The organism is Paracoccus sp. (in: a-proteobacteria) (assembly GCF_030538655.1).
GTDB lineage: Bacteria > Pseudomonadota > Alphaproteobacteria > Rhodobacterales > Rhodobacteraceae > Paracoccus.
On sequence record NZ_JAUNTO010000004.1, the window covers coordinates 41,440 to 67,963 of the forward strand.

Below are 26,524 nucleotides of genomic sequence, written 5' to 3' on the forward strand. Positions count from 1 at the left end.
TGTTCTAGACTGTGCGACGAATCGCGTCAACATCTAGACCACAAGAGCGTGAACAAAAGATTAACCTGCGTGCAGCGGCAGATAGTCCACCACGTCACCAGCCTGACGGGCCGGGTCGTTTGCGGGCCGCACCAGCAGCGCATCGGCATCCGCCAGAACCGTCAACCGTGCGGAATCCTGATCCTTATAGGGGGTGATGCCGGACAGGCCGTCCCCCGCCACCAGCCGTGCGCGCAGGTAATGCTGGCGCGCACCCTCGGGGGGCAGATCGCAGGTCAGCCGGGCGCGCAGCTTGCGCGGTTGCTCAGGCAGTCCCTGCATCGCGTGAATTAGAGGTTGCATAAACAATATAGCGCAAACATATGATGAAACAGGATTTCCGGGAAGGCCCAGCATTGCCGCGTTACCCATTCGGCCCGCCATCAGTGGCTTGCCGGGGCGCATGGCGATCTTGTAGAACGACCGCTCCAGCCCCAGATCGACGGCGACCTTGCCGACCAGATCGTGATCGCCGACCGAGGCGCCGCCGATGGTCACGATCAGATCCGCGCCCGCGGCCTGGGCAAATACGTCGCGCAGACTGGATTCGGTGTCGCGGGCAATCGGCAGAATATCGGCGACGGCCCCGGCGTCACGTGCCAGGGCGGCGACGATCAGATCGTTCGAGCTGACAATCTGCCCTTGTGCCACCGCCTCTCCCGGCCGCACGAGTTCGTCACCCGAGGCGATGATCGCTACGCGCGGACGGTGCGCGACCGTGACCTGTGCGACATTCATCGCCGCCAGCAAGCCGATGTCGGCGGCGCGCAGCAGGCGTGGCGCCTTGATCGCCTGACCCTCGGCGAAATCGCCACCGCGCGCGCGGATATTGGTGCCGCCTGACGCATCGGTGATCGTTACCTTTTCACCCTCGCGCATGCAGTTTTCCTGCATCACCACGCGGTCATAGCCCGCAGGCACCGGCGCGCCGGTAAAGATGCGCACGGCGGTTCCGGGGGTAGCTTGCCCGTTCCACGGGTGACCCGCCGCCGCCTCGCCGATCACGCGCAGAGGGCCGGGCAGATCGGCATCGCGCAAGGCATAACCGTCCATTGCGGCGGAATCGAAGGGCGGCTGAGTCAGTCGCGCGACAGCCGGGTGCAGCAGAACGCGCCCGGCCGCCTCGGCCAGTGGCAGTGTCCCGGCCTTGGGTGGGTGGGCCAGCGCCAGAACGCGGGTCAACGCCTCGTCCACGGAAATCATGCCTGCCAATCCCCGGATTTTCCGCCGGTCTTCCGCAGTAGGCGGATGCCATTGATCTGAATTCCCTTTTCGGCGGCTTTCAGCATGTCATAGACGGTCAGGCAGGCGGTTGAGACGGCAGTCAGCGCCTCCATCTCGACCCCGGTCTGGCCAGAGGTGCGCACGGTGGCCTGCACACGAATGCCGGGTAGGTCGGGGTCAGGGGTCAGGTCCAGCGCGACCTTGGTAATCGGCAGCGGGTGGCAGAGCGGGATCAGATCGGCGGTGCGTTTCGCACCCATGATCCCGGCCAGCCGCGCGACCCCCAGGACATCGCCCTTGGCTGCGCCGCCCTGCGCCAAGGCCAGCGTCTCGGATGACATGATGACAAAGCCTTCTGCTACGGCCTCGCGCGCGGTTGATGCCTTGCCTGAGACATCGACCATATGCGCCTGACCTGATTGGTCAAAATGCGTCAGGGTCACGGGGAGACTCCCAGAATGTCGCGTGTGGCGGCGACGACGTCATCCTGCCGCATCAGGCTTTCGCCAATCAGAAAGCGACGTGCGCCGATTTCCATCATCGCGGCCAGGTCGCCAGAAGTGAACAGGCCACTTTCGCAGACCACATCGCGCCCTGCCGGAATATGCGGCGCGAGTTCGCGAGTCACATCAAGAGTGACATCGAACGTCTTGAGATTACGGTTATTAATTCCGATCATGGGTGATTTCAGCCGCAGCGCGCGATCCAGTTCGGTGTGGTCGTGAACCTCGATCAGCGCATCCATGCCCCAATGGAGCGCCGCATCCTCAAGTTCCGCCGCCAGTGTGTCATCGACCGAGGCCATGATAATCAGGATGCAATCGGCCCCCCAGGCGCGCGCCTCGGCCACCTGATAGGTGTCGTATAGAAAATCTTTGCGCAGCGCGGGCAGAGTGCAGGCATCGCGGGCTTTGGTCAGAAATTCCGGCGCACCCTGAAAGCTGGGCGAATCCGTCAGCACCGACAGGCAGGCCGCGCCGCCCTGTTCATAGGCGCGGGCCAGTGCGGGCGGGTTGAAGTCGGCGCGGATCAACCCTTTGGAGGGGCTGGCCTTTTTTATTTCAGCAATCAGCGCCGGGCCGTGCGCCGCCTTTTGTGTCAGCGCAGCGGCAAAGCCGCGAGGGGCGGATGCGGCGCGGGCCTGATCTTCGACCAGGGCCAAGGGGCGGGCGCGTTTCGCGGCGGCGACTTCATCGAGCTTGTAGGCCCGGATTTTATCCAGAATATCCATACCGCTTTCTATCGCGCCCGTCGCCGCAGGAAAAGCCGCGTTGTGTGGCGCGCAACCCGGCCTTGCGATCTGCGGTATTGTGTCACACAGCCGTTAACGCAATCTACACGCCTATCCCATAGAGAGCCGCCATGACCACGCAGACCAATACGCTGCCCATGATTCTTGCCCTTGCCCTGGGGGCCTTTGCCATTGGCACGTCGGAATTTGCGGCGATGGGGCTGCTGCCGTTTTTTGCCGCCGATCTGGCGATTTCAGAACCCGAGGCGGGACATGTCATCAGCGCCTATGCGCTTGGTGTCGTGATCGGCGCGCCGTTGACCTCGATTCTGGGGGCACGGTTGCCGCGGCGGCGCTATCTGGCGGCGCTGATGGCGTTTTATGCGGTGATGAACCTCGCGGCGGCGGTGCTGCCGGGCTATGCGACGCTGGCGGGAACGCGGTTTTTGGCCGGGCTGCCGCATGGTGGCTATCTGGGCGTGGCGATGCTGATGGCGGCCGATGGCGCTTCGCTGAACCAGCGCGGGCGCGCGGCGGCGCAGGTGCTGTTGGGGCTGACGGTGGCCAATATCTTTGGTGTGCCGCTGGCGGGCTGGATGGGGCAGAATATCGGCTGGCGATGGGGCTTTGCTATGCCGGGGCTGATCGCACTGGTGGCGGCGGCGCTGATTTTGCGGTTTGCGCCACGCGGCACCGGCACGGCGGGCCATCGCCCGCTGGACGAACTGGCCGCACTGGCCAATCCGCGCGTGCTGTGGATTCTGGCCGTGGGCGCGATCGGGTTCGGCGGGCTGTTTTCGGTCTATGCCTTCTGGACAGCCGCGATTCTGGCCACGACACAGGCGCCGGGCTGGGCGGTTCCGGCTGCGCTGGCCATGTTCGGCGTTGGCGGCACCTTGGGGACGTGGTTCACCGGGCGGCTGGTCGAAAGGTGGGGCACGGTCAAAACCGCCTGGGCCTGTCTGGCGGCCATGGGGATTACGCAGGCACTGGCCTCGCTAACGGTGGGGCACTGGGGTGCAATGATCGTGGCGGCCTTTCTGATCGCCGCCGGTTCTGGGCTGGTTATTCCGCTGCAAACCCGGCTGATGGATGTGGCCGGACGCGCCCAAAGCATGGCGGCGGCGATGAACCATGCCGCCTTTAACGCAGCCAACGCGCTTGGCCCGTTTCTGGCCGGAATGGCGCTGTCGGCTGGTTGGGGCTGGCGTTCGCCCGGCGTGGTCGGCGTCGCGCTTACGGCTGCGGGGGCGGTGATTTTTGCTCTGTCTCTGGTGATGTCGCGGCAGCATCGGGCAGACGTGCCGGGGGCAGGGCGCGCAGAATAACCCGCCGCGAGCTGGAGGCAAACTCGCGCCGCCACGTCACCCACAGCACCAGCCCGGCGCCCAGACACAAGGTCCAGCCGCCACCCAGCCACGCCAGCGACCCGAGCGCGAAATAGACGCTGCGCAGCCCGGCGTTGAAGTTCTTGGCCGCCTGAATATTCACATCCGCCGCCTGATCTGCGCGCGGCAGCGCCTGAGGGTCGCTGCCGTGGTCGGGAACCGATGCCATCAGGATCGCGCAATAGCCGAACAGCCGGTGCGCCCAGACGAATTTCAGAAAGGCGTTGGCCACAAAGATCAGCGTCAGCAACAGCTTGATGGCCGGATCAACACCCGCCATGGGGGCCAGATCCAGTTCGGCGGCCAGACCCCGCAGCCGTTCGACATTGCCGACCAGTGCCAGCCCGCCGCCCAAGGCGATCATGCAGGCCGACGCAAAGAATGCCGTGCCTTCGCGCAGGCTGGACAGCACGTTGCCATCGAAAATACGTGGTGCACGATTGACGAAATGGCGCATCCACTCGCGTCGGTAACGCTGCATCAGCACGCTGACCGAGGGTTTGCCCTGAGGCGGGTTTTCGATCAGCCAGCCCAGAATCAGCCATCCCGGCACCAGCAGCAGCAGGCCAAGCAAATCAACGGGCGTAACACCGGCAAGGGTCAGTTCAGGCAAGATCATACAGCCAGATTATGCAGGAGTTTGCGAGGTTGAAAGCCCCCTGCGCTGGGGCTAACGTCTTGCCAACGCCAAAAGAGGAGAGAGCCATGGCCGCTGCCCACGCAATCCACGAAGAATTTCCCAACGATGCCGACAAGATTCATGATCTGAAGGTGTCCAACGCTCATTTTGCGCGCCTGCTTGATGAATATGACGCGGTCAACGACGAGGTGGCTGCCGCTGAAACGCTGGTCAAGCCGACCTCGCAGGAACACGAAACCGAACTGCGCAAGCAGCGCGCCCGGCTGAAAGACGAAATCGCGCGGATGTTGTCGCAGCACACGGCAGTCTGACCTGCCATGGACATGCCGGCCCCCGATACCCGCCTGTTGGCGCGGCGCGATCAGATCGTCGCCTTGCTACAGCAGGCAGTGCCGGGGGCCGTGATCTCTGATCCGGTGCAGACGCGCGCCTATGAATGCGATGCGCTGGCCGCCTATCGCTGCCCGCCGCTGGCCGTCGTGCTGCCACGTTCAACCGACGAAGTGGCGGCGGTTTTGCGGCTTTGTCACGCCGAACGGGTGCCGGTGGTGCCGCGCGGGGCCGGGACCAGCCTTGCCGGTGGCTCGATGCCGACCTCTGACGCGGTGGTGATCGGCCTTGCCCGCATGAATGCCGTGCTGGACGTCAACTCCGGCGATCGCACCATCCGCGTGCAGGCGGGCCGCACCAATTTGTCGGTGTCGCAGGCGGTCGAGGGTATCGGCTTTTTCTATGCTCCCGATCCGTCGTCGCAACTGGCCTGCGCCATCGGCGGCAATATCGCCATGAACTCGGGCGGGGCGCATTGCCTGAAATACGGCGTCACCACCAACAATCTGCTGGGCGCGACCATGGTGCTGATGGATGGCACCGTCGTCGAACTGGGTGGCCCGATGGGTGAGGCGGCGGGCCTTGACCTGCTGGGCGTGACCTGCGGATCGGAAGGCCAGCTTGGCATCGTGACCGAGGCGGTGCTGCGCATCCTGCCGCGTCCCGCGGGTGCCCGCCCGGTGCTGATCGCCTTTGATTCCAGCGAAACGGCCGGGGCCTGCGTGGCGGGCATCATCCGCGCCGGTATCCTGCCCGTCGCCATCGAATTCATGGATCGCCCCTGCATCCACGCGACCGAGGAACATGCTCGCGCCGGTTATCCCGATTGCGAGGCGCTGCTGATCGTCGAGGTCGAGGGCACGCCACCGGAAATTGATGAACAATTGCGCCTGATCCGCGACATCGCCCAAACCTTTGCGCCGCTGGAGTTTCGCGAAAGCCGCAGCGAGGCGGAATCGGCCCGTATCTGGCTGGGCCGCAAATCCGCCTTTGGCGCGATGGGGCAATTGGGTGACTACCTGTGCCTTGATGGCACGATCCCGGTGTCCAGTCTGCCGCATGTGCTTGGCCGCATTGGAGAAATGTCGGCTGCGGCAGGGTTGCGCGTGGCCAATGTGTTTCACGCGGGCGATGGCAATATGCACCCGCTGATCATCTTTGACGCCAACACCCCCGGCGATCTGCAACGGGCCGAGGCCCTGGGGGCCGATATTCTACGTCTGTGCGTGCAGGTCGGCGGTTGCCTGACCGGCGAACATGGTGTCGGCATCGAAAAGCGCGATTTGATGGACGTTCAGTTCACGACCGATGACCTTGAGGCGCAGATGCGGATCAAGGATGCTTTTGACCCGCGCTGGCTGCTGAATCCGGCCAAGGTCTTTCCGCTGCATGTATCCGCCGCCCGGCGCAGGGGGGCGTCGGATGCTGCCTGAGCCGCTGCGCCCCGAAACCGAAGACGAACTGGCTTGTATGATTCGCTCTGCCCGCGCGCCGCTGGCCATCCAGGGCGGCGGCACGCGCCTGTGGCCGGGTGAGGCGCGGGGCACGCCGCTGACCACCGCCGCGCTGAGCGGCATCACGCTGTATGAACCCGCCGCGCTGACTCTGGTGGTGCGGGCCGGAACCCCACTGGAACAGGTGCAGACAACGCTGGCCGCGCAGGGGCAGATGCTGGGCTTTGAACCCGATGTGCGCGCCGGATCAACCGTCGGCGGGGTGGCGGCTGCCAATGCCTCGGGTCCGCGCCGGGTGCTGGCCGGGGCCTGCCGTGACGCAATGATCGGGCTGCGCATGGTAGATGGGACCGGAACCCTGATCCGCAGCGGCGGACGGGTGATGAAGAATGTTACCGGCTATGATCTGGTGAAACTGGCCGCAGGCAGCCGAGGCAGCCTTGGTGTGCTGACCGAAATCGCGTTCAAAACCACGCCGATCCCGCCCGCTCGTGCGATTTTGCACCTGCCGGGACTGGACGCTATCGCCGCCATTCCGGCGCTGACCACAGCTCTGACAGCGCCCTTTGACGTATCGGCGGCGCAATGGCAGCCGGGGCAGGGCGCAATGCTGCGGATCGAGGGCCTGCCCGAATCCGTCGCCATCCGCCGCGATGCACTGGCCACGCATCTGGCCCGCTTTGGCGCCGTCGAGACGACCGACCATCCGCTTTCTGTTTGCCCAAATACGCCATCCGGCGGCGATCTGTGGCGCATCGTCACCGACCCAAGCGCCGCGCCCGTCTTGCTGGCCGCGCTGCCGGAGCCTGCGCTGATCGACTGGGGCGGAGCGCTGATCTGGGTCGAACTGCCGCCGGGCGAGGAACCGCGCCTGTCATCCTTTCCCGGCCATGCGCGGCGCGTAAAAGGCGCGCAATCAGGACTGATCCCGCCCGAAAACCCGGCGATTGCGGCGTTGAATACGGCTGTTCGCAGCCGGTTCGATCCGCGTGGCCTGTTCGGTGGGGCGGCCTGATGCAGACGAATTTCACCCCGGAACAACTGACCGACCCGGCGATTGCCCGATCAAATCAGATCCTGCGCGCCTGTGTGCATTGCGGTTTTTGCACGGCGACCTGTCCAACATATCAGGTGTTGGGCGACGAGTTGGACAGCCCGCGCGGGCGCATCTATCTGATCAAGGATATGTTGGAATCCGGCCGCCCCGCCGATGAGAAAACCGCGCTGCATATCGACCGTTGCTTGTCCTGCCTTGCCTGCATGACCACTTGCCCATCCGGCGTGCATTACATGCACCTGATTGACCACGCCCGCGCCCATGTTCAGGCGACCTATCGCCGCCCGTGGCGCGACCGGGCGCTGCGCTGGCTGCTGGCGCAGGTCATCCCGCATCCTCGCCGGTTCCGGCTGGCGATGTTGGGGGCGAAAATCGCGCGCCCCTTTGCGCGGCTGATGCCGGACGCGCGGTTGCGGGCGATGCTGTCGATGGCCCCGGCCACGATCCCGCCGGTCAGCCGCAACGACGATGGCCAGACCTTCGCCCCCATCGGCGCGTGCCGCGCGCGGGTCGCGCTGATGATCGGCTGCGCGCAGCGGGCGCTGAACACCGACATCAACGACGCCACCATCCGCCTGTTGCGCCGTGCGGGTTGCGAGGTGGTAATCCCACATAACTTTGGCTGCTGCGGCGCGCTGCCTTTGCATATGGGCCGCGCCGATGACGGCAAGGCCAAGGCCCGCGCCGCCATCGCCAGCCTGATCGCGACCGAGGCCGCCCGGCCGCTGGACGCGATTATCATCAACACCTCGGGCTGCGGCACGACGATCAAGGACTATGTCCACCTGCTGCCCGATGACCCGGATGCCGCGCGGGTCGCCGCGCTGGCGATGGATGTGACCGAGTTTCTGGAACGTCACGGCCTGCCCTCCGGTCAGGCGCAGGGCCGCGTCGCCTATCATTCGGCCTGTTCGTTGCAACACGGGCAAAAGGTGAAAACCACGCCCAAGACCTTGCTGGCGCAAGCCGGGTTCACCGTGGTCGAACCCACCGACCCTCATCTGTGCTGCGGCTCTGCCGGGACGTATAACCTGCTGCAACCGGAACTTTCGGGCGAATTACGCCGCCGCAAGGTCGCTACGTTAGAGGCCACCGCGCCCGAGATCATCGCCGCTGGCAACATCGGCTGCATGATGCAGATCGGCGGCGGCACGGACATTCCGGTGGTGCATACGGCCGAACTGCTGGACTGGGCGACCGGCGGGCCAAAGCCGCGCGCTTTGGGATGAGCCGGGGCGTCGCGCTCGCGCTGATTATCATCGGCTGTGTTATCAGCGCGCTGACCTGGCTGTTATGGTTTTGGCTGACTGCCTTGGGCTGCGGCTATGGCGCGACCAGCCCGGCGCAATGTGATTTCATCTGGCTGACCGGGCTGTTCAACCAAGAGGCCCTGCATCTGTTCTGGCCCTATTTTCTGGTCGGCGTCGCGCTGGCCGTCTGGGGCTGGCGGGCGCGGCGGCCCCAGATTGCGCCGCGCCCCGATGGCCCGCGACATTCAGGGCGCTGGATGCTGGCCGTGGGCGTGGGCATTGCCGTGCTGTCCTTTGTGCTCTGGATCGGGCTGTTTGGCTGCGGGTTCAACCTGTCCGCGATGTGGTTCTGCGTCCCCTATGCGATTGGCGAGACGCTCTCCCCCGAGGCGCTTGGCCTGTTCTGGCCGCTCTTTCTTGGCGGTGTCGCGCTGGCCATACGCGGTGCGATGAGGATGCGGATGAGACGTTGGCTCGCCATACCGCTGATGTTGTTGGGCGCGTTCCTTTGCTTTCTGGGCTGGTTCATCACCATCTATATCAACGGCTATGCCTGCGCATGGGGCGGGCAGCGGAATTGCCCGATCGACTGGTTCAGCCCCGAAGCCCGCTATAGTTTCTGGCCGCTGGCCCTGCTGGGCGGGGTGCTGATAATTTGGGGCCTCTGGGGGCTGTGGCGACGCAGGTAAGGAGAGGGCATGAAGGCCCGTATTATGATGATCGCAGGCATCGTTCTGGCAACCCTGACTTGGCTGCTGTGGTATGTATTGATCAGCTATGGCTGCGGCTTCGGAGCGACAACCGTGGGCGCCTGCGATTATATCTGGATGCGCGATCTGTTCACTGCCCAAGCCGTTGGCATATTTTGGCCACCTTTTTTGATCGGCGTTGTAATGGCCGTATCGGGATGGCGGCGCATCAGGGAATGAGGCGCGGGGTTGCCAAGGCGCTGATCGCCGCTGGTCTGCTGCTGTGCGGTCTTGGCTGGCTGGCGCTTGAGGTGGCGAATGGTCTTGCCTGCGCCTTGGCCGGGTCGCGCGCCATGTGCCGGGCCGATTGATCTGGTGATCTGGCGCAGCTGACGCTTTGGCCTGGGGTCATCATCGGGACTGTGCTGATGATCCGGGGGATGTGGGGTCTGCGGCAGAGTTGAGCAGGTCATGGTCCAAGCTGCAGATCATCCTTAGACTGAGGCTTGTCGCCAGCATGGCGGCGATCGTGCGCAGTTCTTGCCCTTTTGCGACAGAAAGCTGCGTTCTGATCTGACTGAGGGGTGAGTTTATGAAGTATGATAAGGCGCGGCGGGCTTGGATTGGTGGGCTGGTTCTGGCGGGGTTTATGGTGTTCGCCTGGCCACTGGGGCATCGGCTGATCTGTCCGCCGGGGCGCTGCTATGGCATGTTCTCGTGGTTCAGCCCAAATGCGGTCGTGCTGTTTTGGCTGCCTTTTCTGGTAGGGCTGCTGGCTGCGGCGGCGGGCGGCATCTGGATCTGGCGCATCTGCTGGCGCTTGCGGGCTGGCTGCTGATTGGCGCGGCGGCTCTGGCTTTTGTGCTTTTCGCCACATTTTTGTGTGGTCTTGGCGCTTGCGGAGCGAATTTCTTGGATCACATCGGGGTTTTGCTCTTCTGGCTTCCGCTTGCTGTGGGCATGGCACTGGTGCTGATGGCAGGATGGCGGCGTCGCGCCCCTTGAAAACCGTCCTGTCGCCCCCAGATTTCTGTCACCGGATGGCCATCAGGCGCCGGTATCCGCCCGCCCGCAATCGGGGGGCACAAACGCATCGCTGTGAAAGGATGTCCAATGCGTAATCTTGATCTGACCCCGCTTTACCGTGCTTCGGTTGGTTTCGACCGTCTGGCCGATGTCATGGACCGCGCGCTGAGCGCCGATGTCGCCGCGCCGACCTATCCGCCCTATAATATCGAAAAGACTGGCGAAAATGCATATCGCATTTCCATCGCCGTCGCCGGTTTCGCCGCCGACGATCTGACGGTCGAAATGCGCGATGGTGCCGTCATCGTGTCTGCCCGCAAGGCAACCGAGGATGAAAGCCGCACCTATCTTCACCGCGGCATCGCCACCCGTGCGTTCGAGCGCAAGTTCACGCTGGCCGATCACGTTCGCGTTGAGGGTGCCAGCCATGCTGACGGCATGCTGCACATCGACCTGATCCGCGAAATCCCCGAGGCGCTGAAGCCGCGCCGGATCGAGATCGCCAAGGCGGCGGGTAAGGTTGAAAAGCTGGACGCTTGATTTTGCGTCCCGCGACGCCGGGGGATTTTACATCCCCCGGACCCCCTGTAGGATATTTGGAAACGAAAGACGGGGCGCGGGTTTCCGCGCCTTTTTCTAAAGCCGTCGCCGCGCCCGAAGGGCGGCGGTAATGGTGCCGTCATCAAGATAGTCAAGTTCGCCACCGATGGGCACGCCTTGCGCGAGGCCGGTCACAGTGACGGCGGTGCCGTCCAGTGCTTCGGCGATGTAATGGGCAGTGGTCTGCCCTTCAACCGTGGCGTTCAGGGCCAGGATCACCTCGCCGATGCCTTCGCGCGGGATGCGGTCGATCAGGGCCGGGATGCCCAGATCCTCGGGGCCAATTTCGTCCAGCGCCGACAAGGTTCCGCCCAGCACGTGATAACGACCACGAAAGGCGCGGGCGCGTTCCAGCGCCCACAGATCGGCCACGTCTTCAACCACGCAAAGCTCGCCGGTGGCGCGGGCCGGGTCGGCACAGATCGCGCAGGTGTCGCGGTCGGTAATATTGCCGCAGGTCAGGCATTCGCGTGAAGTGGAGGCCACCCTGTCCAACAATGAGGCCAGTTGCGCCATCTGGCCGCTGCGTTTGCGGATCAGGTGCAGGGCGATACGACGGGCCGAGCGGGGACCAAGCCCCGGCAGCCGCGCCATCATCGTTATCAGCGCCTGAATGTCGTCGCTGTCGGCGCTGGTCATTCAGAACGGCAGTTTCATGCCTGCTGGCAAGCCCAGATCAGCCGAAATGCGAGCCATTTCCTGTTGTGCACGGTCCTGGGCGCGACGCTGTGCGTCCTTGATGGCGGCCAGAATCAGATCCTCGACCACTTCTTTTTCCGAGGCGACAAAGATCGACGGGTCGATGTCCAAGGCGGTCAGTTCGCCCTTGGCGGTGGCGGTGGCCTTGACCAGACCGGCCCCGGCCTCACCTGTGACGGTGATGCTGTTCAGGTCTTCTTGCAGCTTTTCGACCTTGCCCTGCATATCTTTGGCGGCTGCCATCATCTTGGCCATGTCGCCAAGTCCGCCCAAACCTTTCAGCATTTTATACCTCGTTCTCAAATGGGTCCCATTCATCGGCGACGGCGGCGATTACGCCCTCGGCCGTTTCATGCTGGGATGTAGCCGGATCGGGCGCGGATTCAACCGGCTGTGGCGGTGTCACGATCCGGGTGATGCGCGCGGATGGGAAGGTCGCGAACACGGCCTGCACCAGCGGGTTTTGCATCGCCTCGGCCTCGGCCTGCGCGGCCTGGGTCGCGCGGGTTTCGGCAATTGTCGGGCCGCCCCCGCTGTTGACGACGGACACGCCCCAGCGTTGACCACCAGACCAGCCGCGCAGCCGTTCGGCCAGCCGCTGCGCGAGGTCGGGCGGAGCGGGGCCGCGCGGTTCGAATTCGATCCGCCCCGGCGCATAACGCACCAGCGCAACGTGATTTTCTACCTGCACCAGCAAGGTCATATCGCGCATCCGCCGGATCAGATCCACGACCGAATCGAAGTCGGGAAAGGCTGCGATTGCATCGGGCGACAAAGCCAGTGCGGTTGCTTGACCGCTTGGCTGGGCCACGGCGCGGGCTTGGGGGGCGGGCGTGTGCGCCGCGGCGGGGGCGGCAGGGGCGCGGGTGAATTCGCCCGCCGCCTGCGCTTGTTGAACGCGTCGGATCAGCGATTCCGGGTCGGGCAGGTCGGCCACATGAGTCATGCGGATCACCGCCATTTCGGCAGCCATCATGGCGTTCGGTGCGGCGGAAACTTCCTCAAGCGATTTCAGCAGCATCTGCCACAGCCGCGTCAGCACCCGCATGGCCAGACGGCTGGCCAGATCCTCGCCCCGTTTGCGTTCGTCGGGGGCGACGGTGGGATCATCCAGTGCCTCGGGCGTGATTTTCGCGACCGAGACCCAATGCGTGATCTCCGCCAGATCGCGCAGCACGGCGACAGGGTCGGCACCATCGGCATATTGCCCCTGCAATTCTGCCAAGGCCGCTGCCGCATCGCCGCGCAGGATCATTTCGAACAGGTCCAGCACCCGCCCCCGGTCGGCCAACCCCAGCATCGCCCGCACCTGCGCCGCGCCGGTTTCGCCCGCGCCATGGCTGATCGCCTGATCCAGCAGACTGGTCGCATCGCGGGCCGAGCCTTCGGCGGCGCGGGTTATCAGCGCCAGCGCGTCATCGCTGATTTCTGCGCTTTCAGCAGTGGCGATGCGGCGCAGAAGGGCGATCATCACCTCTGGCTCGATCCGGCGCAGATCAAAGCGTTGACAGCGTGACAGCACCGTGACCGGCACCTTACGGATTTCGGTGGTGGCAAAGATGAATTTGACATGCGGCGGCGGCTCCTCAAGCGTTTTTAGCAGCGCGTTAAAGGCGCTGGTGGACAGCATGTGAACTTCGTCGATGATATAGATCTTGTAGCGGGCGGATGCGGCGCGATAGTGAACGGATTCAATGATTTCGCGGATGTCGTTCACGCCGGTGCGGCTGGCGGCGTCCATTTCCAGCACATCGACATGGCGGCCTTCGGCAATCGCCACGCAATGTTCGCAACGACCGCAAGGTTCGGTCGTCGGCCCGCCAGTGCCGTCGGGGCCGATGCAGTTCATCCCCTTGGCGATGATCCGCGCGGTGGTGGTTTTGCCGGTGCCGCGAATGCCGGTCATGATGAACGCCTGCGCGATCCGGTCGGCGGCAAAGGCATTTTTCAGGGTGCGCACCATCGCATCCTGACCGACCAGATCGGCAAAGGTTTCGGGCCGGTATTTCCGGGCCAGCACCTGATAAGTCTGTTCGCTGTCGGTCATACTGCCCCTTTTCACCGGGGTGATGTTAGCTGGGCGTGCCGATGTCTGCAACGGTTTGCGGGGTAGATTCTGTTCCTGTTTTGTTCAGATTTTCAGTATAAAATAATGGAAGATTCAGGTGCCGCAGGTTAGGGAAGGAACTCGAAATATAAAGGGTAACGCCATGATTGGTAAAATATTTCTTATGTGTTCCATCCTGTCCATTGCAGGTTGTGCGACCATTACGCGTGGGACGACGGATGTTCTGGTGGTGAACTCTAATCCCTCGGGCGCGCAGGTTCAGTTGAGCGATGGGCAAACCTGTAATGGCACCCCCTGCACCTTTAAATTGCCGCGTAAATCGGAACTGAATGTGCTGGTCAAAAAGGACCGCTGCGAGCCGCAGCAGGTGCGTGTCACCAACAAAATTGCGGGCGGTGGCAGTGCGGCCATGGCGGGTAATGTGCTGGTTGGCGGCGTCATCGGCGCCGGTGTCGATGCCAGCAGCGGTGCGATGCGCGACTTGACCCCCAATCCGGTCGAGGTCACGTTGAGCTGCCGTTGACGCTTGGGATCATCGGCATCTGTGCCGGATTGTCGGTGATCTGAGAGGGGTTTCGATGGAAACGATGGCCTTTGCTGGTGGTGGGCTGGATCGCGCGGCGCATCTGCGGGCCGGTGACGGCTGGCAGCGTGGGATGCGTCTGCTGCCGGTCTGGCGCGGCAAGTTGCTGGTCGGTGCCGATGGCGGCCTGCATCTGTTGAACCCCGGTCATCCGGCATTGTCGGGGGCCGAGCCGCCGCTATTTCTGGGGTTGGCCGATGGTCAGCCGGTGGCGGCGGTGGATATATCCGCATGGACCCCGCCCAGCCTGCCGGAGCTGGGCCTGTTCTTTGACCCGACGGAACAGGTGCATCCGCTGATCCCTGACGCGCGCTTTGTCGAGCTGCGGGGCGTGATGCAGACCTTGCCGCCGCTTCACGCGGAAATCGCCGCGACGGCCCGTGCGCTGACCGGCTGGCACGCGACGCATCGGTTCTGCGCCAATTGCGGCCAGCCCAGTCAGCCGGTGCAATCAGGGTGGCAGCGGCAATGCCCTGCCTGCAATGCCAGCCATTTTCCACGCACCGATCCGGTGGCGATCATGCTGATCCGGCACGGCGGGCGGGTGCTGGTCGGGCGGTCGCCTGGCTGGCCGGACCGGATGTATTCCTGCCTTGCCGGCTTTATCGAGCCAGGTGAAACGATTCAGGCCGCTGTCCGGCGCGAGGTGGCCGAGGAAACCGGCATCACTGTGGGGGCCGTGCAGTTTATCGCCAACCAGCCCTGGCCCTATCCGTCGCAATTGATGCTGGGCTGCGTGGGCGAGGCGGAAACCGACGACATCCAGCTTGACGCGGCCGAGCTTGAGGATGCCCGGTGGCTGGATGCCGGGGAACTGGCCGCAGTGATTGCGGGCACTCATCCGCATATTTCGGCGCCGCGCCAAGGGTCGATCGCGGGCTGGCTGCTGTCGCGACAAGCGGCGGGACTGATTGGCGAGGGGTGATGGTGGCTGTCCGCTGATGCGACCCGGTGTGATGTTCGGGCGCGGATTTGTGCTGGGCAAGGCAGGTGGGCCGCGGTCGCCTGTTATCGGGGCGTCGCGCCATGGGGGTGTTCGTATCTGGCTTTCGGGCGGCATATGGCGGGGCGTCCGTGCGCTGCGGGCGCAAGCTATTCGGACACCGCGTTGTCAATGTTAACCGCAGCAGGCAGATCGACAAAAGGCCAGCCTTGTCCGCAAAAATCCATTGCGATTTGTGGATGCGAACCGATGCCGGGAAAAGGGTGAGAGGCTGGACAGCGACCCAAGCGGATCTCGTTACGGCTGCTACCTTCCGGTCCTGACCGGGTTGGCGAGGCACCTGCCCGCGCCAACCTCTCGCCGCGTTAGATAGGCAATGCGGCGGGCGGTTGCAACCCGTTACAGAAACAGTCGCATCCGGGCAAAGCCATCATCTGTTGTGGTAAGATATTCCAGCCGCAGCCCTTCCTGTTCATTGATCTGCGGCAGGTGCGGCATTGCTGCGGGGCTGGTGTCGAACAGCGCCGTCGTTCCGGGCAGGGGGGCAAAGCGCCAGTTTCGATCCGACAGGATGTTCAGCGCCCGGTTGTGGGTGATGTATCGGCGCAGCAGGTCGCGTGTCAGGGTGCGCTCGCTCAACAGGACTTCGCTGCGGGCGGCAACCGGGCCATACAGACCGCAGGCTGCCATACGATAAGAATTGGTCGCCATCACAAAGCGATCATCAGGCGCGACCGGGCGGCCTTGATAGCGCAGGTTACGCACCCGCCCGCCCGAAGGGGTCAGCAGGTCGCCCACAGGGGAAAAGCGTGGCGGCGCGCTCAGGTCGATGTCCCAGGTGATGCCGTCAATGACATCAAAGTTATAGCTGGGGAAATCATCGTCAATCAGCAGTGCATCGCGGTCGCCGGGGGCGATCTGTCGGAACTGGCCTGCCGCGCGCTCAAGCCACTCGGTCAGGTCGTGGCCGGTCAAGGCGATGGCGCGGATGCGGTTGGGGAACAGATAGATGTCGGCCAGGCTGCGCAGCGTCAGCGGCCCGGCTGGCACATTCGTGTAATGCGACGGCCCGCCACGCCCGCCAGCGCGAAACGGCGAGGCTGCGGACAACACCGGCAACCCTTCCCAATGGGTGCCGCGCAGCGCCCGGCGGACGTGCCAGCGTTGTGCCCGCTGCACCAGCTTCAGGGCGCGATCCTCTCCGATCAGGGAAAAAAAGCTGTTCAGCGGCTGATCCGTGCGCCCGATCCGGCGGCGATAATGGCGCAGCGCCGCGCGGTGCAGTGCCATGGCAGGCTGCGAGACTTCGGGCAGGGCGGGGGTGCGCGGCGCAACCTGTTCAGTCCGCACCTGAAACCCTGTCACCCGCCATGGCATGGCGACGACAGGGCGCGACAGTTCAAGGTCGATGATCCCCAGATGCGACCCGCCATAGCCCGCCATCACCGCCGGTTTGCCGTGTAAGGTGCCGCGCTGCGGGTCGATTCCGTCGAGGGCGGGAAACTGCGGGCCGGGAAAGACCTGATGCGTATGCCCGGCGATAATCGCGTCAATCCCCGGCACGGCGGCCAGCGCGGCGGCGACGTTATCGCTCATCGGGCGGGCGGGGACGGTGCCGATGCCACTGTGGGCCAGCGCGATCACCACATCGGCCCCGGCAGCGCGCAGCAGCGGCACTTCGCGCAGGGCGCTGGTCAGGATGTCCTCGCAGGTCATCTGGCCGGTCAGGCTGTCGTCCCAATCGGCGGTTTGTGGCGGCAGGAAACCGATGATCCCGATTCGCAACAGCGCTTGCCGCCCGTCGGGGCCGGTGCAATCACGGTTAAGGATCAGCCAGCGCGGCATATTCGACCAGCGCCGGAACCGGGCGTTGGCGACGGTAAAGGGAAAGGTCGCCTGTGCGATGGCGTGGCGCAGAAACGTCAGCCCATAGTTGAAATCGTGGTTGCCAAGGGTCGCCGCGTCATAGCCAAGCGCATTCATCGCCGTGATGGCCGGATGGGGGCCGGGCGTTTTGCCGGTTGCAATCGCCGCCGCGAAATCGCCCAGGGCACTGCCCTGAAGAAAGTCGCCGTTATCCAGCAAGATAGAATTGGGGTGTTCGCGCCGCCGCAGTGCGATCAGTGAAGCTGTGCGCGCCAGTCCGATCTGATTGCTGGGCCGGTCAGACAGATAGTTATACGGCAGCACATGCATGTGCAGGTCCGTCGTCGCCATGATCCGCAGCGACAAGCGTGTGGCCGTGCCATGCTCTGTCACGGCAGGGATCATCACTGTGCTGCTTCCGTCGGCCATTTCAGCATTCAGTTGTCCGATATGATGACAGGTTCGGTCGTGATGTCATGCCCCAGCCCGGCACCAAAGGTTGAGGCGGTTGTCATTCCGGCATTCTGTGGCGCAACACAACCCAGAATTGTTATTCGCTTTGAGCTGGATCATTCAAGGTGTCTGTGTGTCGCATAGCATAATTTCCTGAATGATATTGTTTTCGTGTCACGGCCGCGGCGCATAGGGCATAATTGGACGGTCCGGTTCAGAGTGATGGTGGAAAACTCGCATAATATGAACCGAGCGGTCCGAAATGGTTGGCTGGTTGAAACCTGTCCATAATTCCAGTTGAAAAAACAAGCGCGTCTGGCATATGCCCGATATGAGCGTGAAGGTTGGTTCACTTTGTGCATTGAAAGGTAAAGATGAAATTCTCGACCCGAAAAGATGCCGATGTTCCCGCCGAACATCTGTTTGCTGTTATCACTGACTTTCCCCGGATGGAACGAATGCTGATGCGGCGCGGTGTTGCTGTGGCGCGAATCGACCCGGCGCAGGAACCGGGTCACAGCATGGCCTGGCGTATCGCCTTTGACTGGCGGGCCAAGCGGCGCGAACTGCGGCTGGATGTCGCGCGCTTTGATCGTCCTGAACAGGTCAGTATCGCGGGTATGTCTGATCCGTTCGAGATGATGATAAACATGACCATCGTTGCGCTCAGCCGCACGCGGTCACGTCTGATCTTTGAAACCGATCTGCGCCCCCGCAACATGAAGTCGCGGCTGTTGTTGCAGACCGCACGTCTGGGCAAGGCGCAGCTTGACCGCCGTTTTGCCCGCCGGGTTGGAGAATTCATCGACGAATTGCTGCTGGCCGCCTGATCCGCAACCAGCCGGTGCGCGCCCGGTCAGCCCGTTCGCTGTTCCTGCCGCAGTGGGTCGGCGGGATAGCTGCCCAGCACGTTCAGATAGTCGGTGAACCAGTCCAGTTCCTCCAGCGCCAGCTGCACGTTGGGGTCGTCGGGATGGCCTTCGATGTCGGCATAGAACTGGGTCGCGGTGAAGTTGCCGTCCACCATATAGCTTTCCAGCTTGGTCATGTTAACGCCGTTGGTCGCAAACCCGCCCATGGCCTTATACAGCGCGGCGGGGATGTTGCGGACGCGGAACACAAAGGTTGTCAGCATCCGTTCGGACCGGCGCGACATGTCGGGTTCACGGCCCATAATCAGGAAGCGCGTGGTGTTGTGGCCGTGATCCTCGATGTCGCGGGCCAACACCTCCAGCCCATAGATGTCGGCGGCCAGTGCGCTGGCCATCACGCCCTCGCCGGGAGTGCGCTCGCGCGACAGATCGGCGGCGGCACCGGCGCTGTCGGCGGCGGCCGAGGCGGTGATGCCGTGGCGCGACAAAAAGGCGCGGGCCTGCGGGATCAGCACCAGATGGGCGCGGACATGGCGGATGTCTTGCAGCCGCGCACCGGGCAGGCCCATCAGCGCGATCCGCACCCGCACAAAGGCTTCGTCCACGATATGCAGCCCGGATTCAGGCAGCATGTGGTGAATGTCGGCGACGCGGCCATAGGTCGAATTTTCTACGGGAAGCATGGCCAGATCGGCCTTTTTGCTGCGCACGGCCTCGATCACGTCTTCGAAGGTGCGGCAGGGCAGCGCCTCCATGCCGGGGCGGGCTTTCTGGCAGGCTTCGTGGCTGTAGGCGCCCGGTTCGCCCTGAAAGGCGATGCGGTTGGTCGGGGCAGAGGTCATGGCGTTCTCGTGTCGTGCTGTCGTGCCGGGGGCGTTGCCCGGAAATTTCGGCGTCGGCAGATAACTATACCTTGATCCCTGAAAGCGAAAGCGGATAGATACGGGCGACTTCCAAGGCAAAGGACGGGCTGGACCGATGTTCAATACGATGACCCTTACCAAGGCTGCGGGCGGGTTCTTGTCTGCCCTGCTGTTTCTGCTGCTGACCAGCTGGGCCGCCAGCGGGCTGTGGCATGTCGGCTCGTCCGGCCACGGTGCCGAAGGTGAGGCGCAGGCCTATTCGATCCCGGTCGATACCGGCGCCGCTGCCGAAGAAGCCCCGGTCGAAGAGGTGGATGTTGCCGCGCTGGTTGCCGCCGCCGATGTATCCAGGGGCGAGGCCGAATTCCGCAAATGCCAGGCCTGCCATCGTCTGGACGGCACCGACGGCACCGGCCCGCATCTGAACGGCGTGGTCAACCGCGACAAGGCATCGGTCGCCGGGTTCAGCTATTCGCAGGCGGCACAGGATATGCCCGGTGTCTGGACCCCGGAAAACCTGTTCGCCTTCATCGAAAACCCGCGCGGTTATATGCCTGGCACCAAGATGGCCTTCGCCGGGATCAGACCCGCCGAAGCGCGTGCGAACCTGATCGCCTATCTGGAAACGCAGAACTGATCTGCATTCAGGGCCAATCTGATGACGGGGCGCGGCCACAGGTCGCGCCTTTTGTCATGTCTGATGGCGGTTTCACGAAAACGCGGCTTGAACCTGCGGGGCAGGCCCCCTAGCCTTTGATAAACCCTGCGGAGAATTTCATGCGTCTTGCCAGCCTGTTCGCGTCTGTGGCTTTTGCTGCCGTGCTTGGATCGCCCCTTGCCGCGCAGGAACAGGTGCCGTCCGATACAGGCGAGGTGATCCGCAGCTATGGCATCGGCATCTTTGACGAATTGCGCCTGCCTGCCGATTTTCAGCATCTGGCCTATGTGAATCCCGACGCCCCAAAGGGGGGCGAGATGTCGCAGTCGATTCCCAATTCGATGGGGTTCGACAATTACAATCCGTTCACCTTTCGCGGGCGGGCCGCCGCGCTGTCCTCGATCATGTTCGAATCGATCCTGACCGGCACGGCGGATGAGGTGGGGGCGGCTTATTGCCTGCTGTGTGAATCGCTGGAATATCCCGAAAACCGCGACTGGGTGATCTTTCACCTGCGTCCCGAGGCGCGCTTCAGCGATGGCACGCCGCTGACCGCGCATGATGTGCTGTTCAGCTATGAGACGTTGCGCGACAAGGGGCTGTCGTCGTTCCGGCAGGTTATTGCGCAGCAGGTCGCCGGGGCCGAGGTGATCGACGACCACACCATTCGTTTCACCTTTACCGCCGATTACCCGCGCCGCGATGTGATTCAGTCGGTGGGCGGCTTGCCGGTGTTCAGCCGCAAGGACTTTGCCGACAATGATCGTGATCTGGAACAGACGCAAACGCAGGCCTTTGTCGGGTCTGGTCCCTATGCCTTTGACAGCGCCGAGATCAACCGCCGCGTCGTGTATCGCCGTAACCCCGATTACTGGGGCGCTGATCTGCCGATCAACCGGGGACGGTTCAACTTTGACCGGCTGCGGATCGAATATTTCGCCGATTATGACGCCGCGTTCGAGGCATTCAAAGCTGGCGAATACGGTTTCCGCAACGAAGTCAGCAGCATCATCTGGGCCAACCGCTATGATTTTCCGGCGCTGACCAATGGCTGGGTCCTGCGCGAGACTTTGCCCAATGGCAATGTCGCCTCGGGTCAGGCATGGGTGCTGAACCTGCGTCGCCCCGACTGGCAGGATATTCGCGTGCGGCAGGCAATCAGGCTGATGTTCAACTTTGAGTGGTCGAACGAGGCGCTGTTCTATGGCCTTTACACGCGCGTGGACAGTTTCTGGGGGAACACCGATCTGGCCGCGACCGGCACGCCCTCGGCCGGCGAACTGGCGCTGCTGGAACCTGTCGCGGCCGATCTGCCCAACGATGTGCTGACGGCGCCTGCCGTCGTGTCGCCGACCAGCGGTGCCCGGCAACTTGACCGGGCCAACTTGCGCCGCGCCGCCGCTTTGCTGGACGAAGCGGGCTGGCTGACCGGGCCGGACGGGCTGCGCCGCAACGCCGATGGCCGCACCCTGTCGCTGGAAATCCTGAACGACAGCCAGACCTTTGACCGTGTTATCAACCCCTTCGTCGAAAATCTGCGCGCCCTTGGTGTCAATGCCCGCAACACGCGGGTCGATAATGCCGAATATGAAAACCGCAAACGCGCGGCGCAGTTCGACATGATCGGCGACCATCTGGGGCAAAGCATGATCCCCGGAGCTGATTTGCAACAGTATTTCGGCTCGGCTTCGGTGGGTGATGTATTTAACGCCATGGGGCTGGCGAACAAATCCATTGACCGCCTGATCGGCCATGTCGAACGTGCCGAAACGTATGATGAGATGGTCACAGCGGTTCACGCGCTGGACCGGGCCTTGCGCAGCCTGCGGTTCTGGGTGCCGCAATGGTTCAACCCGAACTATCTGGTCGCCTATTACGATATGTATGAGCACCCCGAAAATCTGCCACCCTTTACCTTGGGCGAGATGGACTTCTGGTGGTTCAACGCAGAAAAGGCGGACCAACTGCGGCAGGCCGGTGCTCTGCGCTGAGCCGCACCCCTAGACCGGAGAAATCGGATGTCTGACCTGTCCCCCTCTGACGCCGCCAAGCTGGCGGCGGCCCGTGCGGCGATTGCCTTGGTTCAGGACGGCATGGCCGTCGGGCTGGGCACCGGATCGACCGCCAGCGTCATGGTGCGCGAACTGGCCACCCGTGTTCAGGCCGAAGGGCTGACGCTGCGCTGCGCCGCGACCTCGCAGGTGACGGCGGATCTGGCCGCCAGCCTTGGCCTGTCGGTCGAATCGCTGGACGACATCGGCCATCTGGATCTGACCATCGACGGTGCCGATGAACTTGACCCGGACCTGAACCTGATTAAAGGCGGCGGCGGGGCGCATCTGCGCGAAAAGATCGTTGCCGCCTCCAGCGACCGGATGGTGGTGATCGCTGATCCTGCCAAGGTGGTCGAACAGCTTGGCGCCTTTCATCTGCCGGTCGAGGTGATCCGCTTTGGCTGGGAAACCACGCGCGAGCGGATCAAGACCGCGCTGGATGCGATGGATCTGGACGGTCGCCCCGTGTTGCTGCGGATGCGCGACGGTGCGCCTTTCGTGACGGACGAGGGGAACCACATCCTGGACCTGTCGCTTGAGGCGATTCCCGATGCCGTGGCGCTGAACCGGGCGCTGAATGCGATTCCGGGCGTGGTTGAAAACGGTTTGTTCATTGGTTTGTGCGATCTGGCCCTGATTGGCCAACCGGATGGCGGCGTGGTGGAACTGGCCGTGTTCCGTGAAGATGAGACAAGGGAAGACGGATGAGCTATGATTATGATCTGTTCGTGATCGGGGGCGGCTCGGGCGGGGTGCGCGCGGCCCGCATCGCGGCCAGCGAATATGGCGCCCGTGTCGCGCTGGCCGAGGAAAGCCGCATGGGCGGCACCTGCGTCATCCGCGGCTGTGTGCCGAAAAAGTTGATGATCTTTGCCGCCAGCGCCCCTGCCGCAGTGGCCGAGGCGCGCGGCTATGGCTGGCAGGGTGCCAGTCTGGGTGACTTTGACTGGGACGCGTTCCGCACCACCCTGGATGCAGAACTGAACCGGCTTGAGGGGATTTACACCGGCGGGCTGGATCGCGCCGGGGTGACGATTTACCATCAGCGCGCCCGTCTGGCCGATCACCACACCGTCGAGCTGGCCGATGGTAGCCGCGTGACGGCCAAGCATATTCTGATCGCGGTTGGTGGCAGGCCCAGTCTGCCCGGTATTCCGGGGCAGGAACTGGGGCTGATCTCGGACGATCTGTTCCTGCTGGACAGTCTGCCGCGCCGGGTGTTGCTGGTGGGTGGCGGCTTTATTGCCTGCGAATTTGCAACCATTCTGGCCGGTCTGGGCAGTCAGACAACACTGGCTTATCGCGGCGATGCCGTGCTGCGCGGCTTTGACCGTGAATTGCGCGATATGGCGGGCGAACAGATCGCGGCGCTTGGCATTGATCTGCGCCTGAACAGCAACCCCGCACGTCTGGACCGCAATGCGGATGGCAGCATTCGCGTGTCTTATCAGGACGGCGGCACGCAGGATGTGGATGCGGTGTTCTTTGCCACCGGGCGCGCGCCTTATACGGGCGATCTTGGCCTGGAAAACACCGGCGTTCACCTGCGCCCGAACGGCGCGATCGAGGTTGACGAATGGTCGCAGACCGCCGTGCCCTCGATCTTTGCGGTGGGCGATGTAACCGACCGCGTGAACCTGACGCCGGTCGCGATCCGCCAAGGCCACAGCTTTGCCGATACCGTATTCGGTGCCCGTCCGCGCACGGTCAGCCACGATCCGGTCGCCAGCGCGGTTTATCTGCGCCCGCATGAAATCGGCACCGTCGGCCTGACCGAAGAACAGGCCCGCGCCCGTGGCCCGGTTGATGTCTATGCCGGTAAATTCCGGCCCATGCAGTCGATGTTCGCCGGCTCGGACGCGCGTGCGCTGATGAAGCTTCTGGTCGATCCGGCGGATGACAAGGTGCTGGGGTGCCACATCTTTGCCCCCAACGCGGGCGAGATGATCCAGTTGGCGGCGATTCCCATCACCATGGGCGCGACCAAAGCGCAGTTCGATGCCACCATGGCCGTTCACCCCACGCTGGCCGAGGAACTGGTTACGATGCGCAGTCCGGCGCGGCGTTGGCCCGTTGACGCATAAAACGACAATCATTTGACCGATCTGGCGGGCCGTAAATGCCCGCCGAGGGTTGACATTTCATGTCCTGACACCAGTTTGCACAACAACAGTCAGGACCAGTGCAGAGAGGCGGAGGCATGGCAAATCAAGGCCCATGGGGCGGCGGCGGCGGTGGCAACAACGGTGACGATGATGATCGTCGCCCGCCAAACCGTCCTTGGGGCAATGACGAGCCGCCGCGCGGCTCGAACCGTCCGGGGCAGGGTGAACCGCAGGTTCCCGAAATCGAAGACCTGATGAAAAAGGGGCAGGAACGTCTGCGTGTCCTGATGGGCGGAGGCGGTGGCGGCGGCAACCAGCGTCGCCCCGGCAGCGGTGGCCCGCAACTGCCCGGCGGGCTGGGGCTGAACCGCTCGACCCTCGGGATTGCAGGGCTTGTGTTACTGGCCATGTGGGCCTTTGCCAGCTTTTATCGGGTGCAGACGAACGAACGGAGCGTCGAGTTTCTGTTCGGCCGCGCGATTGCCGTCGGCACCGAAGGTCTGAACTTTGCCCCGTGGCCTGTCGTCACCCATGAGGTGCTGCCGGTGACGAACGAACGTGTGACTGAAATCGGCACCGGGCGTCAGGGCGCGCTGGACAGCGGCTTGATGCTGACCAGCGATCAGAACATCGTCGATATGGAATATCAGGTGGTCTGGAACATTTCCGACCCCGAAAAATATCTGTTCAATCTGGCCGATCCGCCCGACACGATCCGCGCTGTGGCCGAATCCGCCATGCGCGACATTATCGCCCGTTCGGAATTGGCGCCGATTCTGAACCGTGACCGGGGTGCCGTCGCCAGCGATCTGCAAGAAGCGGTTCAGCGGACGCTGGATGCCTATGACGCCGGCATCAACGTCATCCGGGTCAACCTCGACCGGGCCGACCCCCCGCGCGAGGTGATCGACAGCTTCCGCGAGGTGCAGGCCGCCCAGCAGGAACGCGACCGGCTGGAAAAAGAGGCTGACGCCTATGCCAACCGCGTTCTGGCCAGCGCGCGCGGTGAAGCCGCCGCGCTTGTTGAAGGGGCCGAGGCTTACCGGGCCGAGGCGGTGAATACCGCCCAGGGTGAGGCGGCACGTTTCAATTCGGTCTATGACGAATATGTCAAGGCACCTGATGTGACGCGCCGTCGTATGTATATGGAAACAATGGAGAAAGTTCTGGGCGACGTGAATAAGGTCATTCTGGATCAGGACAGCAGCACGACGCAGGGCGTGGTGCCCTATCTGCCGCTGGATCAGCTGCGCCCGACCAGCACAAGCGGAGGATCGAACTGATGGCACGCCGCAACTTTATGACCGCACTGGCGCTGCCAGCCCTGTTCGTGATCGGCGTTGTCGCCATGTCCTCGATCTTTATCGTGGATGAGCGGGAAAAGGCGCTGGTCCTGCGCCTTGGCCGGGTCGTCAACGTGCAGGAAGAACCGGGCCTCGGCTTTAAGGTGCCGTTCCTTGATGACGTGGTGAAATATGACAGCCGTATCCTTGGCCTGCCGACCAACCCGCTTGAGGTGACGCCGCTGGACGACCGCCGTCTGGTCGTCGATGCCTTTGCGCGCTGGCGGATCACCGATGTGGTGCGCTTCCGTCAGGCGGTCGGCACCGGCGGCATTGACGCGGCGCTGACCCGGCTTGACCCTATCGTCAACGCCGCCATCCGCGAGGTGCTGGGTTCGGTTCCCTCGACCACGGTTCTGTCGGATGACCGGACCGTGCTGATGAACCAGATCCGCGACGAGGCGCGGCGCAATTCGGCGGGGCTGGGGGTCGAGGTGATCGACGTGCGCCTGACCCGCACCGACCTGCCCGAGCAGAACCTGAACGCCACTTATGCTCGGATGCGCGCCGAACGTGAGCGCGAGGCCGCCGACGAAATCGCCCGCGGGGGTGAGGCAGCGCAGCGTGTCCGCGCCGCGGCTGACCGGACCGTGGTTGAACTGACCTCCGAGGCGCGCAAACGGGCCGAGGTGGTCCGTGGTGAGGCTGACGCCGAACGCAACGCCATCTACGCCGCCGCCTTTGGCCGCGACCCGGAATTCTTTGCCTTCACCCGGTCGATGACCAGCTATGAGCGCGCGATCCGGGGCGATAACAGCAGTATCGTGATGCAGCCGGACAGCGAATTCTTCAGCTATTTGAAATCGGACGGCGCGGCGAATGCCAACCCGGCCCCGCCTCCGCCGTCGCAGGCTGAACAAAGCGATGCAGCTGCCGCAGGGGCTGAGGATGAAGAACTGGTCACGCCGACGATCACCGACCGCGACGGGAACGAGTTGGGGGCAGCCGCAGGGGTGCGTCTGACGCCCATGCCCGAAAGCCTGACCACCCCACCCGAGGAAGGCCCGGCAGTTACGCTGCCCGAGGACGGGGCGGAGCCTGAAACGCCAGTTGAAGGCAACTGAAACCGATAAAAAGGGGCGGTGCCGG

28 protein-coding genes and 1 other RNA gene are annotated in these 26,524 nt (G+C 63.7%); 19 read left to right on the forward strand and 10 right to left on the reverse strand.

The features are described from left to right. Window positions 1–60: 60 nt before the first annotated feature. The 3 genes from glp to trpC are packed head-to-tail and all read right to left on the reverse strand — an operon-like array spanning window position 61 to window position 2,494. Window positions 61–1,242, reverse strand: a complete 1,182-nt coding sequence (glp, locus tag Q4G22_RS04030) for a gephyrin-like molybdotransferase Glp (protein ID WP_303384614.1) — start codon at window positions 1,240–1,242, stop codon at window positions 61–63. Further along, window positions 1,239–1,706 carry a cyclic pyranopterin monophosphate synthase MoaC gene (gene moaC, locus Q4G22_RS04035; RefSeq protein WP_303384615.1) on the reverse strand — a complete coding sequence of 156 codons (468 nt, stop codon included), beginning with the start codon at window positions 1,704–1,706 and terminating at the stop codon, window positions 1,239–1,241. The genes glp and moaC overlap by 4 nt, the downstream gene beginning before the upstream one ends. Next, the gene (gene trpC, locus Q4G22_RS04040) at window positions 1,703–2,494 is read right to left on the reverse strand and encodes an indole-3-glycerol phosphate synthase TrpC (protein ID WP_303384616.1); all 792 of its coding nucleotides are present in this window, start codon (window positions 2,492–2,494) and stop codon (window positions 1,703–1,705) included. The genes moaC and trpC overlap by 4 nt, the downstream gene beginning before the upstream one ends. Before the next feature lie 131 nt (window positions 2,495–2,625). On the opposite strand from trpC, the gene Q4G22_RS04045 reads away from it, so the two are divergent. Then, the gene (locus Q4G22_RS04045; RefSeq protein ID WP_303384617.1) at window positions 2,626–3,822 is read left to right on the forward strand and encodes an MFS transporter; all 1,197 of its coding nucleotides are present in this window, start codon (window positions 2,626–2,628) and stop codon (window positions 3,820–3,822) included. On the opposite strand, the gene Q4G22_RS04050 is transcribed toward Q4G22_RS04045, so the two are convergent. Continuing rightward, entirely contained in the window at window positions 3,731–4,501 is a 771-nt protein-coding gene (locus Q4G22_RS04050) for a DUF599 domain-containing protein (protein WP_303384618.1), read from the reverse strand. The genes Q4G22_RS04045 and Q4G22_RS04050 overlap by 92 nt on opposite strands. 86 nt (window positions 4,502–4,587) lie before the next feature. Here Q4G22_RS04050 and Q4G22_RS04055 point away from each other — a divergent pair, with 86 nt between their 5' ends. The 9 genes from Q4G22_RS04055 (at window position 4,588) to Q4G22_RS04095 (ending at window position 10,868) form a co-directional block, all read left to right on the forward strand. Continuing rightward, window positions 4,588–4,833, forward strand: a complete 246-nt coding sequence (locus Q4G22_RS04055; protein ID WP_303384619.1) for a YdcH family protein — start codon at window positions 4,588–4,590, stop codon at window positions 4,831–4,833. A 6-nt stretch (window positions 4,834–4,839) separates the two neighbouring features. Then, window positions 4,840–6,285 carry an FAD-linked oxidase C-terminal domain-containing protein gene (locus Q4G22_RS04060; protein ID WP_303384620.1) on the forward strand — a complete coding sequence of 482 codons (1,446 nt, stop codon included), beginning with the start codon at window positions 4,840–4,842 and terminating at the stop codon, window positions 6,283–6,285. A gap of 4 nt (window positions 6,286–6,289) precedes the next feature. Continuing rightward, complete coding sequence (locus Q4G22_RS04065; protein ID WP_303384726.1) at window positions 6,290–7,321, forward strand: FAD-binding protein; 1,032 nt, start codon at window positions 6,290–6,292, stop codon at window positions 7,319–7,321. Beyond that, window positions 7,321–8,592 carry a glycolate oxidase subunit GlcF gene (gene glcF, locus Q4G22_RS04070; RefSeq protein WP_303384621.1) on the forward strand — a complete coding sequence of 424 codons (1,272 nt, stop codon included), beginning with the start codon at window positions 7,321–7,323 and terminating at the stop codon, window positions 8,590–8,592. The genes Q4G22_RS04065 and glcF overlap by 1 nt, the downstream gene beginning before the upstream one ends. Next, window positions 8,589–9,302: a hypothetical protein gene (locus Q4G22_RS04075; protein WP_303384622.1), complete on the forward strand. Its 714-nt coding sequence runs from the start codon at window positions 8,589–8,591 to the stop codon at window positions 9,300–9,302. Before glcF ends, Q4G22_RS04075 begins: the two co-directional genes overlap by 4 nt. A 9-nt stretch (window positions 9,303–9,311) precedes the next feature. Next, entirely contained in the window at window positions 9,312–9,542 is a 231-nt protein-coding gene (locus Q4G22_RS04080) for a hypothetical protein (RefSeq protein ID WP_303384623.1), read from the forward strand. Then, a complete protein-coding gene (locus Q4G22_RS04085) occupies window positions 9,539–9,673 on the forward strand; it encodes a hypothetical protein (RefSeq protein WP_303384624.1) in 135 nt (44 codons plus the stop codon). The genes Q4G22_RS04080 and Q4G22_RS04085 overlap by 4 nt, the downstream gene beginning before the upstream one ends. A 221-nt stretch (window positions 9,674–9,894) precedes the next feature. Further along, a complete protein-coding gene (locus Q4G22_RS04090; protein WP_303384625.1) occupies window positions 9,895–10,140 on the forward strand; it encodes a hypothetical protein in 246 nt (81 codons plus the stop codon). A 275-nt stretch (window positions 10,141–10,415) separates the two neighbouring features. After that, on the forward strand, window positions 10,416–10,868 hold the full coding sequence (locus Q4G22_RS04095) for an Hsp20 family protein (RefSeq protein ID WP_303384626.1): 453 nt from the start codon (window positions 10,416–10,418) through the stop codon (window positions 10,866–10,868). 96 nt (window positions 10,869–10,964) lie between these two features. On the opposite strand, the gene recR is transcribed toward Q4G22_RS04095, so the two are convergent. From recR to Q4G22_RS04110, 3 genes are read right to left on the reverse strand one after another with little or no spacing between them, the layout of a single operon-like run. Beyond that, on the reverse strand, window positions 10,965–11,567 hold the full coding sequence (gene recR, locus Q4G22_RS04100; RefSeq protein WP_303384627.1) for a recombination mediator RecR: 603 nt from the start codon (window positions 11,565–11,567) through the stop codon (window positions 10,965–10,967). Next, window positions 11,568–11,912 (reverse strand): YbaB/EbfC family nucleoid-associated protein, encoded by a 345-nt coding sequence (locus tag Q4G22_RS04105; protein WP_303360145.1) that lies wholly within the window; start codon window positions 11,910–11,912, stop codon window positions 11,568–11,570. It abuts the gene before it with no gap. A 1-nt stretch (window position 11,913) separates the two neighbouring features. Then, entirely contained in the window at window positions 11,914–13,689 is a 1,776-nt protein-coding gene (locus tag Q4G22_RS04110) for a DNA polymerase III subunit gamma/tau (protein ID WP_303384628.1), read from the reverse strand. A 148-nt stretch (window positions 13,690–13,837) separates the two neighbouring features. On the opposite strand from Q4G22_RS04110, the gene Q4G22_RS04115 reads away from it, so the two are divergent. Together Q4G22_RS04115 and nudC are read left to right on the forward strand one after the other, a co-directional pair. Next, window positions 13,838–14,218: a translation initiation factor 2 gene (locus tag Q4G22_RS04115; protein ID WP_303384629.1), complete on the forward strand. Its 381-nt coding sequence runs from the start codon at window positions 13,838–13,840 to the stop codon at window positions 14,216–14,218. A gap of 55 nt (window positions 14,219–14,273) precedes the next feature. Beyond that, window positions 14,274–15,203, forward strand: coding sequence for an NAD(+) diphosphatase (nudC, locus tag Q4G22_RS04120; RefSeq protein ID WP_303384630.1), 930 nt, complete (start codon window positions 14,274–14,276; stop codon window positions 15,201–15,203). 280 nt (window positions 15,204–15,483) lie between these two features. On the opposite strand, the gene ffs is transcribed toward nudC, so the two are convergent. Further along, an RNA gene (gene ffs / locus Q4G22_RS04125) (signal recognition particle sRNA small type) lies at window positions 15,484–15,580 on the reverse strand. A 40-nt stretch (window positions 15,581–15,620) separates the two neighbouring features. Next, window positions 15,621–17,516, reverse strand: coding sequence for a bifunctional 2',3'-cyclic-nucleotide 2'-phosphodiesterase/3'-nucleotidase (locus tag Q4G22_RS04130; RefSeq protein WP_303384631.1), 1,896 nt, complete (start codon window positions 17,514–17,516; stop codon window positions 15,621–15,623). Window positions 17,517–17,914: 398 nt separating this feature from the next. Here Q4G22_RS04130 and Q4G22_RS04135 point away from each other — a divergent pair, with 398 nt between their 5' ends. Then, on the forward strand, window positions 17,915–18,370 hold the full coding sequence (locus tag Q4G22_RS04135) for an SRPBCC family protein (RefSeq protein ID WP_303384632.1): 456 nt from the start codon (window positions 17,915–17,917) through the stop codon (window positions 18,368–18,370). Between the two features lie 26 nt (window positions 18,371–18,396). Here Q4G22_RS04135 and Q4G22_RS04140 read toward each other — a convergent pair whose 3' ends face one another. Further along, window positions 18,397–19,254, reverse strand: coding sequence for a prephenate dehydratase (locus tag Q4G22_RS04140; protein ID WP_303384633.1), 858 nt, complete (start codon window positions 19,252–19,254; stop codon window positions 18,397–18,399). 136 nt (window positions 19,255–19,390) lie between these two features. Between Q4G22_RS04140 and Q4G22_RS04145 the strand changes: the two genes are divergently transcribed. From Q4G22_RS04145 to hflC, 6 genes are all read left to right on the forward strand, one after another. Then, window positions 19,391–19,912, forward strand: a complete 522-nt coding sequence (locus tag Q4G22_RS04145) for a cytochrome c family protein (RefSeq protein WP_303384634.1) — start codon at window positions 19,391–19,393, stop codon at window positions 19,910–19,912. A 140-nt stretch (window positions 19,913–20,052) separates the two neighbouring features. Continuing rightward, a complete protein-coding gene (locus tag Q4G22_RS04150; RefSeq protein ID WP_303384635.1) occupies window positions 20,053–21,924 on the forward strand; it encodes an extracellular solute-binding protein in 1,872 nt (623 codons plus the stop codon). Between the two features lie 27 nt (window positions 21,925–21,951). Then, entirely contained in the window at window positions 21,952–22,695 is a 744-nt protein-coding gene (gene rpiA / locus Q4G22_RS04155) for a ribose-5-phosphate isomerase RpiA (protein ID WP_303384636.1), read from the forward strand. Beyond that, complete coding sequence (gorA, locus tag Q4G22_RS04160) at window positions 22,692–24,071, forward strand: glutathione-disulfide reductase (protein ID WP_303384637.1); 1,380 nt, start codon at window positions 22,692–22,694, stop codon at window positions 24,069–24,071. The genes rpiA and gorA overlap by 4 nt, the downstream gene beginning before the upstream one ends. Window positions 24,072–24,187: 116 nt before the next feature. Continuing rightward, window positions 24,188–25,375, forward strand: a complete 1,188-nt coding sequence (gene hflK / locus Q4G22_RS04165; RefSeq protein ID WP_303384638.1) for an FtsH protease activity modulator HflK — start codon at window positions 24,188–24,190, stop codon at window positions 25,373–25,375. Beyond that, on the forward strand, window positions 25,375–26,499 hold the full coding sequence (gene hflC, locus Q4G22_RS04170) for a protease modulator HflC (protein WP_303384639.1): 1,125 nt from the start codon (window positions 25,375–25,377) through the stop codon (window positions 26,497–26,499). The genes hflK and hflC overlap by 1 nt, the downstream gene beginning before the upstream one ends. The last annotated feature ends 25 nt before the right edge of the window (window positions 26,500–26,524 follow it).